The organism is Roseateles sp. GW821-FHT09G09, from assembly GCF_059415965.1.
On record NZ_JBWKOG010000001.1, the window covers coordinates 707,314 to 723,364 of the forward strand.

At 67.5% G+C, this 16,051-nt stretch carries 13 protein-coding genes; 9 read left to right on the top strand and 4 right to left on the bottom strand.

Going from position 1 to position 16,051, the window contains the following annotated elements; translation table 11 throughout:
- Positions 1 to 67: 67 nt before the first annotated feature.
- A complete protein-coding gene (locus tag AC07O8_RS03090; protein WP_495046637.1) occupies positions 68 to 2,860 on the bottom strand; it encodes a TonB-dependent receptor in 2,793 nt (930 codons plus the stop codon).
- Between the two features lie 317 nt (positions 2,861 to 3,177).
- Complete coding sequence (locus tag AC07O8_RS03095) at positions 3,178 to 5,403, bottom strand: malate synthase G (protein ID WP_495046638.1); 2,226 nt, start codon at positions 5,401 to 5,403, stop codon at positions 3,178 to 3,180.
- A gap of 165 nt (positions 5,404 to 5,568) precedes the next feature.
- Between AC07O8_RS03095 and AC07O8_RS03100 the strand changes: the two genes are divergently transcribed.
- Together AC07O8_RS03100 and AC07O8_RS03105 are read left to right on the top strand one after the other, a co-directional pair.
- Positions 5,569 to 6,495 carry a LysR family transcriptional regulator gene (locus AC07O8_RS03100; protein WP_495046639.1) on the top strand — a complete coding sequence of 309 codons (927 nt, stop codon included), beginning with the start codon at positions 5,569 to 5,571 and terminating at the stop codon, positions 6,493 to 6,495.
- Positions 6,492 to 6,947: a DUF2214 family protein gene (locus tag AC07O8_RS03105; RefSeq protein ID WP_495046640.1), complete on the top strand. Its 456-nt coding sequence runs from the start codon at positions 6,492 to 6,494 to the stop codon at positions 6,945 to 6,947. The genes AC07O8_RS03100 and AC07O8_RS03105 overlap by 4 nt, the downstream gene beginning before the upstream one ends.
- A gap of 55 nt (positions 6,948 to 7,002) precedes the next feature.
- Here AC07O8_RS03105 and AC07O8_RS03110 read toward each other — a convergent pair whose 3' ends face one another.
- A complete protein-coding gene (locus AC07O8_RS03110) occupies positions 7,003 to 7,332 on the bottom strand; it encodes a PsiF family protein (protein WP_495046641.1) in 330 nt (109 codons plus the stop codon).
- 167 nt (positions 7,333 to 7,499) lie between these two features.
- The gene (locus AC07O8_RS03115) at positions 7,500 to 8,882 is read right to left on the bottom strand and encodes a protein kinase domain-containing protein (protein WP_495046642.1); all 1,383 of its coding nucleotides are present in this window, start codon (positions 8,880 to 8,882) and stop codon (positions 7,500 to 7,502) included.
- Positions 8,883 to 8,968: 86 nt separating this feature from the next.
- On the opposite strand from AC07O8_RS03115, the gene argS reads away from it, so the two are divergent.
- The 7 genes from argS (at position 8,969) to AC07O8_RS03150 (ending at position 16,048) form a co-directional block, all read left to right on the top strand.
- Positions 8,969 to 10,723 carry an arginine--tRNA ligase gene (gene argS, locus AC07O8_RS03120; RefSeq protein WP_495046643.1) on the top strand — a complete coding sequence of 585 codons (1,755 nt, stop codon included), beginning with the start codon at positions 8,969 to 8,971 and terminating at the stop codon, positions 10,721 to 10,723.
- The gene (locus AC07O8_RS03125; RefSeq protein ID WP_495046644.1) at positions 10,720 to 11,394 is read left to right on the top strand and encodes an SPOR domain-containing protein; all 675 of its coding nucleotides are present in this window, start codon (positions 10,720 to 10,722) and stop codon (positions 11,392 to 11,394) included. Before argS ends, AC07O8_RS03125 begins: the two co-directional genes overlap by 4 nt.
- 117 nt (positions 11,395 to 11,511) lie before the next feature.
- Positions 11,512 to 12,192 carry a thiol:disulfide interchange protein DsbA/DsbL gene (locus AC07O8_RS03130; protein WP_495046645.1) on the top strand — a complete coding sequence of 227 codons (681 nt, stop codon included), beginning with the start codon at positions 11,512 to 11,514 and terminating at the stop codon, positions 12,190 to 12,192.
- Positions 12,193 to 12,399: 207 nt separating this feature from the next.
- The gene (locus tag AC07O8_RS03135) at positions 12,400 to 13,305 is read left to right on the top strand and encodes an SPFH domain-containing protein (protein WP_495046646.1); all 906 of its coding nucleotides are present in this window, start codon (positions 12,400 to 12,402) and stop codon (positions 13,303 to 13,305) included.
- A gap of 67 nt (positions 13,306 to 13,372) precedes the next feature.
- Entirely contained in the window at positions 13,373 to 13,654 is a 282-nt protein-coding gene (locus AC07O8_RS03140; protein WP_495046647.1) for a type II toxin-antitoxin system antitoxin, read from the top strand.
- A 66-nt stretch (positions 13,655 to 13,720) separates the two neighbouring features.
- Positions 13,721 to 14,353 (top strand): TetR/AcrR family transcriptional regulator, encoded by a 633-nt coding sequence (locus AC07O8_RS03145; protein ID WP_495046648.1) that lies wholly within the window; start codon positions 13,721 to 13,723, stop codon positions 14,351 to 14,353.
- Positions 14,354 to 14,761: 408 nt separating this feature from the next.
- Complete coding sequence (locus tag AC07O8_RS03150) at positions 14,762 to 16,048, top strand: solute carrier family 23 protein (RefSeq protein WP_495046649.1); 1,287 nt, start codon at positions 14,762 to 14,764, stop codon at positions 16,046 to 16,048.
- Positions 16,049 to 16,051: the final 3 nt, after the last annotated feature.

Sequence of the window (16,051 nt, forward strand, 5' to 3'; positions counted from 1 at the left end):
GCGCGCATGGGCCGGCCTTTGCGACCATCCTGGCAGGCCACCCCGCCAGGACCGGTCGCGGCGTCGATCAGAAGTTGTAGCTGCCCGTCAGGTAGACGGTACGGCCCAGCGGGCTGGCGTAACGCGGGTCGTATCCGACCTGGTGGCCCGACGAGTCACGCAGGGTGAACGGCGGGATCTGGTTGGTCAGGTTCTGGATGCCCAGACGCAGTTCCAGCGCCTTGCTGTAGCGGTAGGTGCCCTGGTAGTCGAAGGTGATGTAGTTCGGCACCAGCAGCTGGATACGCGTGTTCACGCCGGTCTGCAGGTCGCGGACGGTCTGTTCGATGTCCTTGTAGCCCGAGCGGTACTTCACCGAAATCGAGTTTGTGAACTTGCCGGTCTCCAATGCGAACTTGGCCTGCGCCGTGTTGCGGAAGATGACCTGGGCATCGATCCCGTACTTGCCAAGGCTGTCGGTGAACTCGTTGGCGGTGCCAGGCTTCGTGTACTTGGCCTCGATCATGTAAGTGCCGTTGACCGTGGTGCTCAGGCGGCCCAGGCCCTCAATGTTGAGGCGACCGTCCAACTGCCAGTCCAGGCCGCTGTAGTTCGACTTGCCGATGTTGGTCGACACCGACTTGTAGGCGTAGTACGCGCTCGACTCCGCGGGTAGCTTGTAGGTCGTGAACAGGTCCTGGAACTGCTGCGGATTGGCGAAGGCCTGGTTGGCGGAGACCGCGCTCACCGCGTCACGCAGGTCGATCGTCCAGTAGTCGAGGCTGGCGCCGAAGTTGCGGGTCGGGTCGAAACGAATGCCCAGGGTGGCCTGCTTGGACTTTTCGGGCTTCAGGTTCTCGTTGCCGCCGGACAACTGCGTGTACTGCGCATTGCCGGTCTTGCACGGCGCCGCGTCCTTGTTGTCGCCCGGGAACGGGCAGGGGTAGCTGGACGCCGTGACGCCGTTGTTCACCAGCGGCTGGGCGATGTCCAGCATGTCCGGCGCCTTGAAGCCGGTGCCGTAGGAGCCGCGCAGGACGACGGTACTGGTCGGCTTGTAGCTGGCGGACAGCTTGTAGGTCGTCGCGGTCTCGGTCTTGCCGAAGTCGCGGTTGTTCACGCTGTCCTTGATCTTGCTGATGCTGTCGTAGCGCAGCGCTGCGTTCAGCTCGAGGTTCTTGAGGATGGGGAAGCGCGCCTCGGCGAACGCGCCGATGTTGTCACGTTCCATGTCGTAGCGAGGGTTGGCGGCGAAGTTGTAGATGACGCCGTTCACCGCGTCGGCCGACGGCGTCTGCTTGTAGTGGTAGTTGCGGAAGTCCGCGCCGACGCCCAGGCTGACCGCGCCCGCGGGCAGGTTGAAGATCTCGCCGGAGGCGCGCACGTCGGCACCCTTGAGTGTCGTCGAGGCCTCGCGGATCGTGCCGTGATAGATCGAGTCCTTGATCAGCTGCTGCGTCGCGGCGCTCTGGTTGCCGGAGGGCACGAACGGATCCAGCGCGCCGGTGGACAAGATGCTGCCGAACTCTTTGGCCTTGAAGTAGCCGCCGACGTATTTCTCGTCCAGGGCGTTCTCGGACCAGGTCAGGGCGCCGTTCAAGGTCCAGTCGCCGAGCTCCGCATCGGCGCCGACGACGACATGCTTGGCGTCGGTCACCGTGCGGGAATCGCGGGTGCCGAAATCGGTCGCGCGATAGCTCGCGTTGATCGTGTCGACGTGGGCGAGCTGCGCCGGCGTCAGGTACGGTGCCACGTACTTGGTGAACAGCGGAGAGGTCGTCGCGATGGCGATAGGCACCGGATTCGGCGCGATGCGAGCGGTCAGGTCCAGGCGGGTGAAGGCGACGTCCGAGAACAGTTTGATGCGATCGTTGATCTTGGCTTCGCCGGTGACGAACAGCGAGTCGCGGGTCGATTCCGGGTACACGTCGATCGTGCTGACGAAGTCGAAGGCGCACTGCGCGGTCCCGGCCTTGGCGGAGGAGTTCGCCGGGATGGTGTTGGCCAGGCTGTAGACGTTGTTGGGCGCGCACTTGCCATTGACCATGCGGTACGGATTGAACGCGTACGCCGGGATCGTCGTGGTTTCGCCGGGCAGGCGCTTGAACACCACCGTGGCGTTGGCCGGGTCGGCCGAGGTGCTGGTGCGGTCGTACGCGTAGTTCTTGCCGTTGAAGGTGAACGGCAGATAGGCGCTCTTGGAGAAGCTGCGGTCGCCGGACTTCAGCTGCTGCTGGTCGTCGCGGCGGTAGGTGGCGACGACGTTGAAGCCGTCGCGGCTCAGGTCGCCCAGGCCGTAGGTGGCGCTGACGTTGTAGGCCGTGCCGCCGTTGCCGAGCGGGTTGCTGTAATTGGCGGTGATGTTGCCGCCCTGGACATTCTTCTTCAGCACGAAGTTCACCACGCCGGCGATGGCGTCGGAACCGTACAGCGCGGAGGCGCCGTCGGTCAGGACTTCGATGCGCTCGATGGCGCTCATCGGGATCGAATTCAGGTTGATGCGGCTGCCCGACCCCGTCGGGGCGATGCGGCGGCCATTCAGCAGCACCAGCGTGTAGCTTTCGCCGATGCCGTGGATCGATGCGGTGGCGATGCCGCCCGAGTTCGAGCCGATGGCGATGTCGCCGATCGTCAGGTTGCCGCCCATCGCGGGCAGGCGCTGGATCAGGTCGGCCACGTTGTTCGCGCCCGAGGCCTTGATTTCCTCCTGCGTGATGATCTGGACGGGCAGCGCGCCTTCGTTGGCGACGCGTTTGATGCTCGAGCCGGTGATCTCGATGCGCTCGAGCTGGGCGTTCTCCTGGGCATGGGCGGTGCCCATCGAGGCGGCGAGTAGCGCGGCCGCGAGGCTCACGCGGCGGAGTTGAAGCGAAGGGGTCATGCCGGATCCGTGAAGTGGCAAAAATGATTACAGGACTGACAACTTTGTGTCATCAAACACTGCGCTTAGGTAAACAAACTTTAAGCAATACCGGATTTGCCGAATCTCGGTGACGCTCCCTAAGGGTTTTTCACGCTTGAACGAGCGGTGCTCACCATATTTGCCGTTTCGATCGAAGACGAGCAGTCAAGATGCTGACTAGGTGGGTTCAAAATGATGAAATTGACACTTCACGGAAGCAAAAAAAAAAGCGACCCGAAGGTCGCTTTCATGGGGGAGGCGTACGCCGCACGATGGCGGCAATTCGAGACAGATGCTTACAGTTGTTTGCCGCCAGCTTGATCGCGGGCAGCTCCCGCCGCCTTGCGCTTCTGTCGCCAGGCGTGCAGCAGCGGTTCCGTGTAGCCACTGGGCTGTTCACGCCCCCTGAACACCAGATCCAGCGCTGCCTGATACGCCATGCTGTTCGGATGGCCGACCATCGGTTCGTAAATCGGGTCTCCCGCGTTCTGGCCGTCGACCACTGCGGCCATCCGTTCGAATGTCGCCCGAACTTGTTGTTCGGTCACGACGCCGTGGTGCAGCCAGTTCGCCACGTGCTGACTGGAGATGCGCAATGTCGCACGGTCTTCCATCAGTCCGATCTGGTTGATGTCCGGCACCTTCGAACAACCGACCCCCTGATCGATCCAGCGCACCACGTAACCGAGGATGCCCTGGATGTTGTTGTCGAGCTCCTGCTGCTTCTCCGCATCGCTCCAGGACGGGTCGGCGGCGACCGGGATCGTGAGCAGACGCTGGAGCAGTTCGGCGCGATCGACGCCGGGCGCCTCGGCCTCGATCTGCTGCTGGACCTGCGCCACGTTGACCTGGTGGTAATGCAGCGCGTGCAGCGTGGCGGCGGTCGGGCTCGGCACCCAGGCAGTGTTCGCGCCGGCCTTGGGGTGGGCGATCTTCTGCTCGAGCATCGCGGCCATCAGGTCGGGCATGGCCCACATGCCCTTGCCGATCTGGGCGCGGCCGCGCAGGCCGGCGCTCAAGCCCGTCAGCACGTTGTTGCGCTCATAGGCCTGGATCCAGGCGCTGGCCTTCATGTCGCCCTTGCGCAGCATCGGACCGGCGAGCATCGCGGTGTGCATCTCGTCGCCGGTGCGGTCGAGGAAGCCGGTGTTGATGAAGGCGACGCGGCTTGGCGCCGCGGCGATGCAGGCCGCGAGGTTGACGCTGGTGCGGCGCTCCTCGTCCATGATGCCCAGCTTGACCGTCGAGGCCGGCAGGCCGAGCAGCTGCTCGACGCGGCCGAACAGCTCGTTGGCGAAGCCGACCTCGGCCGGGCCGTGCATCTTCGGCTTGACGATGTAGATCGAGCCCCGGCGCGAGTTGCGCAGTCCGGAACCCGACAGCTGTTTCAGGTCGTGCACCGAGATCAGCGTCGTGATCACCGCGTCCATGATGCCTTCGGGGATCTCGCGACCGCCGTCGAGCAGGATGGCCGGGTTGGTCATCAGGTGGCCGACGTTGCGCACGAACAGCAGCGAACGTCCCGGCAGCACGACGTCGTCGCCGCCGTTGGCCGCCTTGTAGACGCGGTCCGGATTCAGGCGGCGCACGAAGCTGCGGCCGCCCTTGCTGACTTCCTCGGTCAACGAGCCGCGCAGGATGCCCAGCCAGTTGCGGTAGGCCAGGAGCTTGTCCTCGGCGTCGACGGCGGCGATCGAGTCCTCGAGGTCGAGGATGGTGGACAGGGCCGACTCCATCAGCAGATCCGAGACGCCGGCGGCGTCGGCCTGGCCGATCGTCGACGTGCGGTCGAACTGGATCTCGAGGTGGATGCCGTTGTGGCGCAGCAGGATCGCGGTCGGGGTGGCAGCCTCGCCCAGATAGCCGATGAACTGGGACGGATCGGCCAACGCGACCGTGCGGCCGTCCTTCAGCGCGACGGCCAGTGCGGTGCCGGTGACCGTGTAGCCGCTGGCGTCGGCGTGCGACGCGCCGGCCAGCGGCGCGGCCTGGTCCAGCACCTGGCGGGCGAAGGCGATGACCTTGGCGCCGCGGACCGGGTTGTAGCCGCCGGCGCGCTCGGCGCCGTCGGCCTCGGGGATCACGTCGGTGCCGTAGAGCGCGTCATAGAGCGAGCCCCAACGCGCGTTCGCCGCGTTCAGCGCATAGCGCGCGTTCAGGATAGGCACCACCAGCTGCGGACCGGCCTGGATGGCGAGTTCCGCGTCCACGTTGGCGGTCGTCGCCTTCGGGTCCGCCGGCAGCGGCACCAGATAACCGATCTGCTTCAGGAAGGCCTGGTAGGCCGCCATGTCGGCGATCGGGCCGGGGTGGGTGCGATGCCAGCCGTCGATCTCGGTCTGCAGCCGGTCGCGTTCGGCCAGCAGGGCGGCGTTCTTCTGCGCCAGCTCGTGCGCCAGCGCATCGAAGCCCTGCCAGAAGGCGGCGGGCTCGACGCCGGTCCCGGGCAGTGCCTCGGTCTCGATGAAACGGGCCAGGGCGGCATCGACCTGGAGGCGGTGGTGTTGGCTGCGTGCGGTCATGACGGCTCCGAAAGACGGTTCAACGGTGCGTCGACTGTAGGCCGGGAGGGGCTGGCGATTCATGTCGGCCCTGGTCGAGGATCCCTGACTTTTTTGCACAAATAACAACGGCAAGGGTCGTCATTCATTGCTTCCGGCGGTGCAACGGTCCAACAATCGCCGCCCATGGATCGCCTCAAACAGATCGAGTCCTTCGCGCTCGTCGCGACCAAGGGCAGCCTGACCGCCGCGGCGCAGGCCGAAGGCGTGGCGCCCGCCGTGATGGGCCGCCGCCTCGATGCGCTGGAGGCGCGGCTCGGCGTGAAGCTGCTGCTGCGCACCACACGCAAGCTCACGCTGACGCACGAGGGCATCGCGTTCCTCGAGGACTGCCAGCGCCTGCTCGCCGAGTTCGCCAGCGCGGAGGCCAGCGTCAGCGCCGGCGGCGTGAAAGCGAGCGGCCATCTGCGGATCACCGCGCCGGCGGGATTCGGCCGGCGCCACGTCGCGCCGCTGGTGCCGGCCTTCCTGTCGCGGCACCCGGAGGTCAGCGTGTCGCTGAACCTCAGCGACCGCGTCGTCGACATCGTCAACGAGGGCTTCGACTGCGCGGTACGCGTCGGCGATCTCACCGATTCCAGCCTCATCAGCATGCGCCTGGCCGACAACCGGCGGCTGTGCGTGGCGGCACCGTCCTATCTGAAGCGTGCCGGCACGCCGAAACATCCGTCCGAGCTGATGCGGCACGAGTGCCTGACGCTGAGCTCCGACGCGAGCCAGACGCGCGGCTGGGCGTTCCGCATCGACGGCCAGGTGCAGCATCTGCGGCCCAGCGGACGGCTCGACTGCAGCGACGGCCAGGTGCTGCACGACTGGTGCCGGCAGGGGCTCGGCCTGGCCTGGCGCAGCACCTGGGAAGTGGCCGCGGCGCTGCAGGCGGGTGAACTCGTCAGCGTGCTCGACGACTTCGCCGCGCCGCCCAACGGCATCTTCGCCGTGCTGCCCCAGCGCAAGCACCTGCCGCTGCGCGTCAGGCTCTGGATAGACTTCCTGAAAGAACACCACGGCAGCCCCAACTACTGGGCGCGCGCCTCCACCTGGGAGACCCCATGACCCTCGAAGCCCTGCTCGCCGGCCTGCACATCGTGGCCCTCCTCAGCCTGGTTGTTTTCCTGTCCAGCCAGGCGGCGCTGTGCCGCAGCGAATGGATGAATCCGGCCGTCGTGCGTCGCCTGTCGCGCCTGGACATGATTTACGGCATGACCGCGGTGGCGGTGCTGCTGACCGGCCTGGCCCGCACTTGGTGGGGCATGAAGGGCCTGGGCTGGTACTGGCACCAGCCGCTGCTGCACTTCAAGTTCGGGATGTTCGTCGTGATCGGGCTGATCTCGATCAAGCCGACGCTGACCTTCCGCCGCTGGCTCAAGACGCTGGACGGCGGCGGCGGCCTGCCGAGTGAGACCGAGATCCGTTCGACGCGCCGCCTGATCATGATGCAGGCGCACTTGCTGATCCTGATCCCGATCGCGGCGGTGATGCTGGCACGCGGAGTCTGGACGAAATGAACATGGCCCTCGGGAGAGGGCCATGTTCATGGTGCGTGGCGCGAGTCGCGCGGCGTCACTTGGCCGAGAGGCACTCCTTCATGAAGGCCTTGCGGGCATCGCCGGTCTTGCCCTTGGCGTCGGCATTGCACGTGGTCATCTTGGCCTGCTGAGCGGTCTTGGCCGGCGACGACGCCGTCTCGCCCTTGAGGCAGCTGCTCATGAAGGCCTTGCGCTCGTCGCCCGACTTGTCCTTGGCATCGGCGTTGCAGCTCTTCATCAGCTGCTGCTGCTTCAGCTGCTTCTCGGAAGGGGCCTTCTTCGCGTCGTCCGCGGCGTGCGCGCCCAGCGCGGCCAAGGCCAGCAGGGCACCGGCGAACAGCGAGGTCGGGGTCAGGTGTTTCATCACTCTCTCCTACGGGGGCTACAGGGGGTTGGGGAAGGACCTGTCGGGCAGTTGAGCACAGCAACGAACGGCTCTCAAGAGCGGTTGACGGCCGTCAAGAGAATGGGTGACTCGCATCCGTTGACGCCGATTCCACGCGGAATCGCAACCGCGAGTCAGTGCCTCACTCACATGATCCGGCGCGGAGACGCCAGCGCCTCATGGGCGAGATGGAGCCGCCTGACCAGGACCTGTATGAAAGCCCGGTCGAAACGATGCTGGCACTCCGGGCTGAGCTGCCCCAGCGAGTCCGGCGTGAAGGACACGGTTGTGCAAAGTTGGGTCACCTTGATGTCGGTGCTGTGGCGACGCAGGTCGGGATTCGGCGCGAGGTAGGCCATCTCGCCGACCGAGGTGCCGGTGCCCAGCGTCGCGACCAGCGCGCCGTCGCGCCAGACCTCGACCTCGCCCTGCGTGACGATGTGGAAGGTGTTGCCTTCCTGACCCTTCTTGAACAGCAGGTAGTCGAGCGGATAACGGCGCCAGCGCGCGCGCCGCACGACCTCCCAGAGCTCGACGTCGCCGAAGCCCGCGAAGAACTCCAGCCCGCGCAGCAGGTTGAAACGTTCCGAGTCCTTCACCTCGTTCAGCCGTGCCAGCGGCACCAGCTGCTTCGCGACCAGTTCCGACAGCGCCTGGCCGAAGGACTCCCAGTCCGGGTAGCGCTCGGACGGGTGCTTGTAGAGCGCCTTCTGGATGACCGCGTCCAGCTCCGCCGTCACCCCGCCGCGCTGGCCGAGCAGCGGCTGCGGCGCCTGGTGGTAGATCTGGTGCATCAGCGCCATCTGGTTGGGCGCGTCGAAGGGGGGGCGGCCGCAGACCATGTGGTACAGCACGGCGCCCAGCGCGTAGATGTCCGCCTGCGCGCCGACGTCGCCGCCCTCGATCTGCTCCGGCGGCATGTAGGCCAGCGAGCCGACGCGATGCACCTGCGTCATGTCGGCGTTGAGGTTGAGCGCGCTGCCGAAGTCGCTCACCTTGACGTCGGTGACCTGACCCTGGCTGTCCAGCACCGCCAGCAGGTTCGCCGGCTTGATGTCGCGATGCACGACCCCCTGGCGGAACACGTAGGACAAGGCCATCGCGCACTTGAACCCGAGTTCGACGATCTGGTCCAGCGGCAGCAGCCGGTCGTTGCGGCAGAAGTGCTTCAGCGTGACGCCATGGACGAACTCCATGACGAGGTAGGGCAGGTCGCCGTCCTGCACCGCGTCCAGGATCTGCACCACGTTCGGGTGCTGCAGGCGGCCGGCCAGCGCGGCCTCGGCGGCGAAGAAGCGGATGCTGAGCGTGTCTTCCTCGCTGCGGCCGCCGGCCGACCAGGCGCGCATGCGCTTGATGGCGACCTCCTGGCCCTTGAAGTCGTCCATGGCGAGGAAGACGTCGCTGGTGGCGCCCTCGCCCAGCCGTCTCAAGACCCGGTACTTGCCGATCTGCTCCGGCAGGTCGGCCAGTCCGCCGAGCGTCGAGTCGGAAAAGGTGGAGGGACGGAGATCGTCGGAGGCGCTCATCGGAGGGTCATCCTGCCCCAGGGAGAGGGTGCGGGCAAGGGGGGCACACGGTCTCTTACAGGGGAGGTCCCCTAAAATGCGGCCCCATGATCCAAGCCAAGCAGGAATTGCTCGCCGCCCTCGGCACCGTGCTCCAGGGCCTGAGCCAGGAGGCCGTCGACGCCGGCCTCATCGCCGCCGCGCCCGCGGCCGCTTTCGAGAACCCCAAGCAGGCGGCGCACGGCGACTTCGCCTGCACCGCGGCCATGCAGCTGTCCAAGGCGCTGAAGAAGAACCCGCGCGAACTGGCGCAGACGCTCATCGCCCAGCTGCAGGCGCAGCCCGCGTTCGAGCGCTGGGTGGATGCGCTGGAGATCGCCGGGCCGGGCTTCATCAACATCCGCCTGAAGCCGGCCGCCCGGCAGGCCGTGGTCGGCGAGGTGTTCGCCGCGACCGCGCGCTTCGGCCATCAGCCGGCGCGCGACACCTCGGCCCTGGTCGAGTTCGTCTCCGCCAACCCGACCGGCCCGCTGCACGTCGGCCATGCGCGCCAGGCGGCGCTGGGCGATTCGCTCTGCCACCTGTTCGAGACGCAAGGCTGGAAGGTCAGCCGCGAGTTCTATTACAACGACGCCGGCGTGCAGATCGGGACACTGGCCCACAGCACGCAGCTGCGCATCAAGGGCTTCAAGCCGGGCGATCCGGTCTGGCCGACCGAGGAAGACAACCCCGAGAGCAAGAAGTTCTACAACGGCGAGTACATCCAGGACATCGCTGACGCCTTCCTCCGCAAGGAGACGGTCAAGGCCGACGACCGCGAGTTCACCGCGTCGGGCGATCCGGAAGACATCGACTCGATCCGCCAGTTCGCCGTGGCCTTCCTGCGCCACGAGCAGGACCTGGACCTGCAGGCGTTCGGACTGCGCTTCGACAACTACTTCCTCGAGTCCTCGCTCTACAGCGGCGGCCAGGTCGAGGACGCCGTGTCGCGCATCATCGCCAACGGCAAGACCTATGAGGACGGCGGCGCGCTGTGGCTGCGCTCGACCGAGTACGGTGACGACAAGGATCGCGTGATGCGCAAGTCCGACGGCACCTTCACCTACTTCGTCCCGGACGTCGCGTACCACGTCAACAAGTTCAAGCGCGGCTTCTCCAAGTGCATCAACGTCCAGGGCAGCGACCACCACGGCACGATCGCCCGGGTGCGCGGCGGCCTGCAGGCCACTGGTGTCGGCATCCCGCAGGGCTTCCCCGATTACGTGCTGCACAAGATGGTCACCGTCATGAAGGACGGCGGCGAGGTCAAGATCTCCAAGCGCGCCGGCAGCTACGTGACGCTGCGCGACCTGATCGACTGGACCAGCCGCGACGCGGTGCGCTTCTTCCTGATCAGCCGCAAGGCCGACACCGAGTTCGTCTTCGACGTCGACCTCGCGCTCAAGGCCAACGACGAGAACCCCGTGTTCTACGTGCAGTACGCGCATGCGCGCATCTGCTCGGTGCTGCGCAAGGGCGCGGAGCAGGGCCATGACGAAGCCGCCGTGGCCGGCGCCGACCTGGCGCTGCTGACCGCGCCGACCGAGGCCGCGCTGATGCTCAAGCTGGCGGACTATCCCCGCATGCTCACCGCGGCCGCGCAAGACCTGGCCCCGCACGACGTCGCGTTCTACCTGCGCGACCTGGCCGGCGCGCTGCACAGCTACTATGGCGCCGAACGCGTGCTGGGCGACGACCCGGCCCTGACGCGCGCGCGCCTGGCGCTGCTGGCCGCGACGCGGCAGGTGATGCGCAACGCGCTGGCGGTGCTGGGGGTGTCGGCCCCGGACGCGATGGAACGTGACTCGCAGGAGCAGCAATGAGCAAAGAGAAGCAGCGCGGCGGATTCGCCATGGGCCTGATCGTGGGCCTGCTGCTGGGGCTGGGGATCGCGCTGGGCGTGGCCCTGTACGTGACGAAGGCCCCGGTGCCTTTCGTCAACAAGCTGCCGCAGCGCACCGCGGAGCAGGACGCCCAGGAAGCGGAACGCAACCGCAATTGGGACCCGAACGCGCCGCTGGCCGGCCGCGCCGGCGCGAAGGCCGCGTCGGGCGTGGTGACGCCGGCGGTGGCGCCGCCCGCGACCCAGCCGGCCCCGCAGGTCGGCACGGGCCCGACGCCGGCACCGGCGGTCGAAGGCCGCCCGGTGGAACGCGCCCCTGCGGTTCAGCCGCAGGCCCAGAGCCAGATCCCGTCCGTCAAGCCAGAGCAGCGTCCCACCGAGCCGCGCGCCGACGGCGCGCGTCCCGACGGCTCGCGCGGCAGCTTCTTCGTCCAGGCCGGCGCCTACACGCGCATGGAAGACGCCGAGCAGCAGCGCGCCAAGCTGGCGATCCAGGGCTTCGCCGCCAAGGTGATGGAGCGTGAACAGTCCGGCCGCACCGTGTTCCGCGTCCGCCTGGGGCCGTTCGACACGCGCGACGAGGCCGAGGCACAGCAGAAGAAGCTCGAGGGCGCCGGCGTCGAGGCCAACCTCGTGGCGATCCAGCGCTGAGCGCGCGGGCACGCCTCGACCAGTCGCCAGACGAGGTTAATGCCGCTCTAAGTTTGACTTTCTAGGATGGCCGGCCGCTGTGGCGCCGGCCCCAGCGGAACCAACAAGGAATCGAAGATGAAGCGTCGCGAATTCAACGCCCTCACGGCCCTGTCGACCGCCGTGGGCGGGGGTGCGCTCCTGACCGGCGCGCCGGCCCAGGCCCAGGGCGGCCCGGTCGAAGGCCGCCAGTACCAGCGCCTGGCGACGCCGGTGCCGGGCTCGACGCCGGGCAAGATCGAGGTGATCGAGTTCTTCTGGTACGGCTGCCCGCACTGCTACGTCTTCGAGCCGACGATCGAAGCCTGGGCCAAGCAACTGCCCGCCGACGTCGTCTACCGCAAGGTCCACGTCGCTTTCCGCGCCAACGTGAAGGTCCACCAGCAGCTGTTCTTCACGCTGGAAGCGATGGGCAAGGAAGCGCAGGTGCGCCCGGCCATCTTCAACGCCATCCACCGCGGCGGGCAAGGCCTGACGAACGTCGAGGAGATGGCCAAGTTCCTGGCGCCGCTGGGCGTGGATCCGGCCAAGTTCAAGGAGACCTACAACTCCTTCACCGTGCAGACCAAGAGCCAGCAGGCCGAAAAGCTGCAGAACCAGTACAACATCGACGGCGTGCCGACCGTCGCGATCGGCGGGCGTTATCTGACGTCGCCGGCGATGGCCGGCTTCGGTCTGCGCGTCAGCGAGGAAGAACTCGGCCAGCGCTGCATCGCCGTCGCCAACTTCCTGTTGCCGCTGGCGCGCAAGGGCGCCTGAGCACGGCGACGGCCGCTGGCCCTCACCCCCACCCTCTCCCGCGTCGCGGGAGAGGGTGTCCGGTTGGAGTCCTGCGGAAGCGAAGCGCCCCTTGAGGGCGCTTTCTGCTTTCTGGGTCCCTCCGTTGGGGGGAGATCGGGGGGGCAGGGCTTGCGCAACCGGGTCATCGGGGCTTAAAGTGATATCACCTTTTGGAGGAGCCAGGTGATGAACAAGACCGCGATCCCGAAGACCGCCATGCCGAGCGAGCGCAGCGGCGGCCACATGAACGGGTATGCCGCGCTGGTGATGGGCCTGGCGCTGGCCGGCGTGGTGGTGTTCCTGTTCATCGCCTCGCAGGGGCAGGTCTTGCTGCGACCCGGCATCTGGGTCGTCATCGCCTGCGCGTTGATCCTGCTGCTCGGCCTGTACATCCAGCAGCCCAACGAAGCGCGCGTGCTGACGCTCTTCGGCCGCTACGTGGGCACCGACCGCACGTCCGGCATGCGCTGGACGATCCCGCTGTTCATGAGCAAGCGTCGCCTGTCGCTGCGCGCCCGCAACCTGGACGCGCCCACGCTGAAGGTCAACGACAAGCGAGGCAACCCCGTCGAGATCGGCGCCGCGGTGGTCTGGCGCGTGCAGGACACGGCCCGCGCGGTGTTCGAGGTCGACGATTTCGAGCAGTACGTCAGCATCCAGGCGGAAGCCGCGATCCGGCACGTCGCCTCGCAGTTCGCCTACGACGAGGGCGATGACATCGACAGCCAGGAGATCACCCTGCGCGCCGGCGCCGACGAGGTGATGGCCGCGATGATCGCGGAGCTGCAGATGCGCCTCCAGCCCGCGGGTGTCAGCGTCGAGACGGCGATGCTGACCCATCTGGCCTATGCGCCGGAGATCGCGCAGGTGATGCTGCGTCGCCAGCAGGCCGAGGCCATCATCAGCGCCCGAAAGAAGATCGTGCACGGCGCGGTCAGCATGGTCGAGGAAGCGCTCAAGGGCCTGAGCGAGCGCGAGATCGTGCAGCTCGACGACGAGCGCAAGGCGGCGATGGTCTCCAACCTGCTGGTGGTGCTGTGTTCCGACAAGGACACGCAGCCGATCATCAACGCGGGCACGCTCTACAACTGAGCGTGCCGAGGGAGAGCCCATGATCACCACGCGCCGCCTGGAGCGCTGACGACGGAGCCGCGCAGCGATGGGCAGTCCCGCGAAAAAGCAGTTTCCACTGCGTCTCGATCCCGCGTTGTGGGAGGAGATCGAGCGGCTGGCCGCGATCGAGTTGCGTTCTTCCAATGCGCAGATCGAGCTGCTGCTGCGCGAGGCGCTCAAGCGGCGCGGCATCAAGCCGGCGCTGTCGCCGGCGCCGCGGCGGGGACGTCCGCCGGCGGGCGATGCGGAAACCGACAGCGAGACCGGTGCCGCCGTCGACGGCGATAACATCCAGGCGCCCGGCGCGTCCGGAACCGTCGGCGAATAACCCGTCGGCCATCCCCGCCATAGAGGCAAACAGCGCACTTCGCACGACCGTGCTAAATTGTGCGCCATGGAAGCCAAGACCGCCCGCAGCGAACTGACGCAGAGCGCCATCGTCGATGTCGCGCTGGAGATGGCGCGCCTGGACGGCCTGGACAGCCTGTCGATCGGCGAGGTGGCCAAGCGGCTGAACCTGTCCAAGAGCGGCGTGTTCTCGCGCATCGGCTCGCGCGAGGCCTTGCAGGCGGCGGTGCTGGATGCCTTCGAGAAGATCTTCCAGCAGGAGGTCATCCTGCCCGCGCTGCGCGAGCCTCGCGGCCTGCCCCGCATGGACGCGATGGTGCGGGCCTGGCTGGCGCGCGTCGACGGGCCGCACGGCAACTGCCTCTACGTAGCCGGCGCCTTCGAATACGACGACCGCGACGACGTGATGCGCGAGCGCCTGCTGGACGGCGTCCGTCGCTGGCGCGGCACGCTGCGGCGCACCTTGCTGCAGGCGCAGGAGGCCGGCCAGCTGCGCGCGGATGCCGATCTCGATCAGCTGATCTTCGAGCTCGACGGCCTGTTCACCGCGCTGGTCCGCGAGGTGCGCTTCCTGCGCACGCCGGATGCACTCGATCGGGCCTGGACCAGTTATGGCCGCCTGATGGCCCCGGTGCGGCTGGACACGGCACCGGCCGCAGCCCCCTTCCCTTCCCCCTGAGGTCGACGCCATGACGCGCATCGGCCCTGTCGTTTCCACAAACTTCGCACGATCGTGCGAAATCGTTCGACGCGTCCGCGCGTATCGAGGAGTGCCGTCATGACCATCCTGTTGATCCTGAGCCTGCTGTTCGGCGGCGCCGTCTGGCGCGCCTGGGCCTCGTGGCGACGCCTGCTGCAGCAACTGCCGCGTCGCAACCGCGACATGGTGCTGTTCTGAGCGCGTCCTGAGCGCGTGCCAACGCGTGCTGAGCGTTGAACGTCGACCGCCGCGCGACGGCGGCTGAGCGCAGATCGCGCATCGCATCGGCGCGCGTGGCCATCGGGCCACCCGGTCACGGGATAAGCCGGAGTGGCGATGCCATGTGCGCTCCTTACACTCGATGGCTTGTCCCATTGAGGAAAGTCCATGGCGTGGTTGATGCGCTGGCGGCCCGTGACCGTCGGCCCCGAGAAGGCGATTGCCCCCGATGAACGCCTGTCCTGGCCGCAGACCGCGGCGCTCGGCCTGCAACACGTGATCGCCATGTTCGGCGCCACCGTGCTGGCGCCGCTGCTGATGGGCTTCGATCCCAACGTCGCCGTGCTGATGAGCGGCGTGGGCACCTTGCTGTTCTTCTTCCTGACCGGAGGCCGCGTGCCGAGCTATCTGGGCTCGAGCTTCGCGTTCATCGGCGTGGTCATCGCCGCGACCGGGTATGCCGGCAGCGGTCCCAATCCCAACCTGCCGCTGGCCCTGGGCGGCATCATCGCCTGCGGCGTGCTGTACACCGCCATCGGCCTGCTGGTGTCGGCCACCGGCAGCGGCTGGGTCGAGAAGCTGATGCCGCCGGTGGTCACGGGCGCGGTGGTCGCGGTGATCGGCCTCAACCTCGCGTCGGTGCCGATCAAGAACATGGCGCCCACGGCCTTCGACGCCTGGATGCAGGCGGCGACCTTCGTCAGCGTCGCCGTGGTCGCGATCTACGCGCGCGGCATGCTGCAGCGCCTGCTGATCCTCGCCGGCCTGATCCAGGCCAGCCTGATCTACGCGCTGCTGACCAACGGCTTCGGCCTGGGCGCGCCGATCGACCTGTCCAAGGTCGCGGCGGCGGCGTGGATCGGCCTGCCGCAGTTCCATGCGCCGGCCTTCGACGGCGCCGCGATGCTGATGATCGCGCCGGTCGCGCTGATCCTGGTGGCCGAGAACCTCGGCCACCTGAAGGCGGTCGGCGCGATGACGGGCCGCGACATGACGCCCTTCCTCGGCCGCGCCTTCATCGGCGACGGCCTGGCGACGATCGCCAGCGGCGCCGTCGGCGGCACCGGCGTCACGACCTATGCCGAGAACATCGGCGTCATGGCCGCGACGCGCATCTACTCGACGGCGGTCTTCGTCTTCGCGGCCCTGATGGCGCTCGCCCTCGGTTTCTCGCCGAAGTTCGGCGCCCTGATCCAGGCCATCCCGCTGGCGGTGATGGGCGGCGTCAGCATCGTGGTGTTCGGTCTGATCGCGATCGCCGGCGCCCGCATCTGGGTCGACCATCAGGTCGACTTCCGCGACCCGCGCAACCTGATGGTGGCCGCGATCACGCTGGTGATCGGCACCGGCGACTTCACGTTGAAGCTGGGTGGGTTTACGCTGGGCGGCATCGGAACTGCCACCTTCGGCGCCATCCTGCTGCACGCGCTGCTCCGGCGCGGCCGCACGGACTGACCC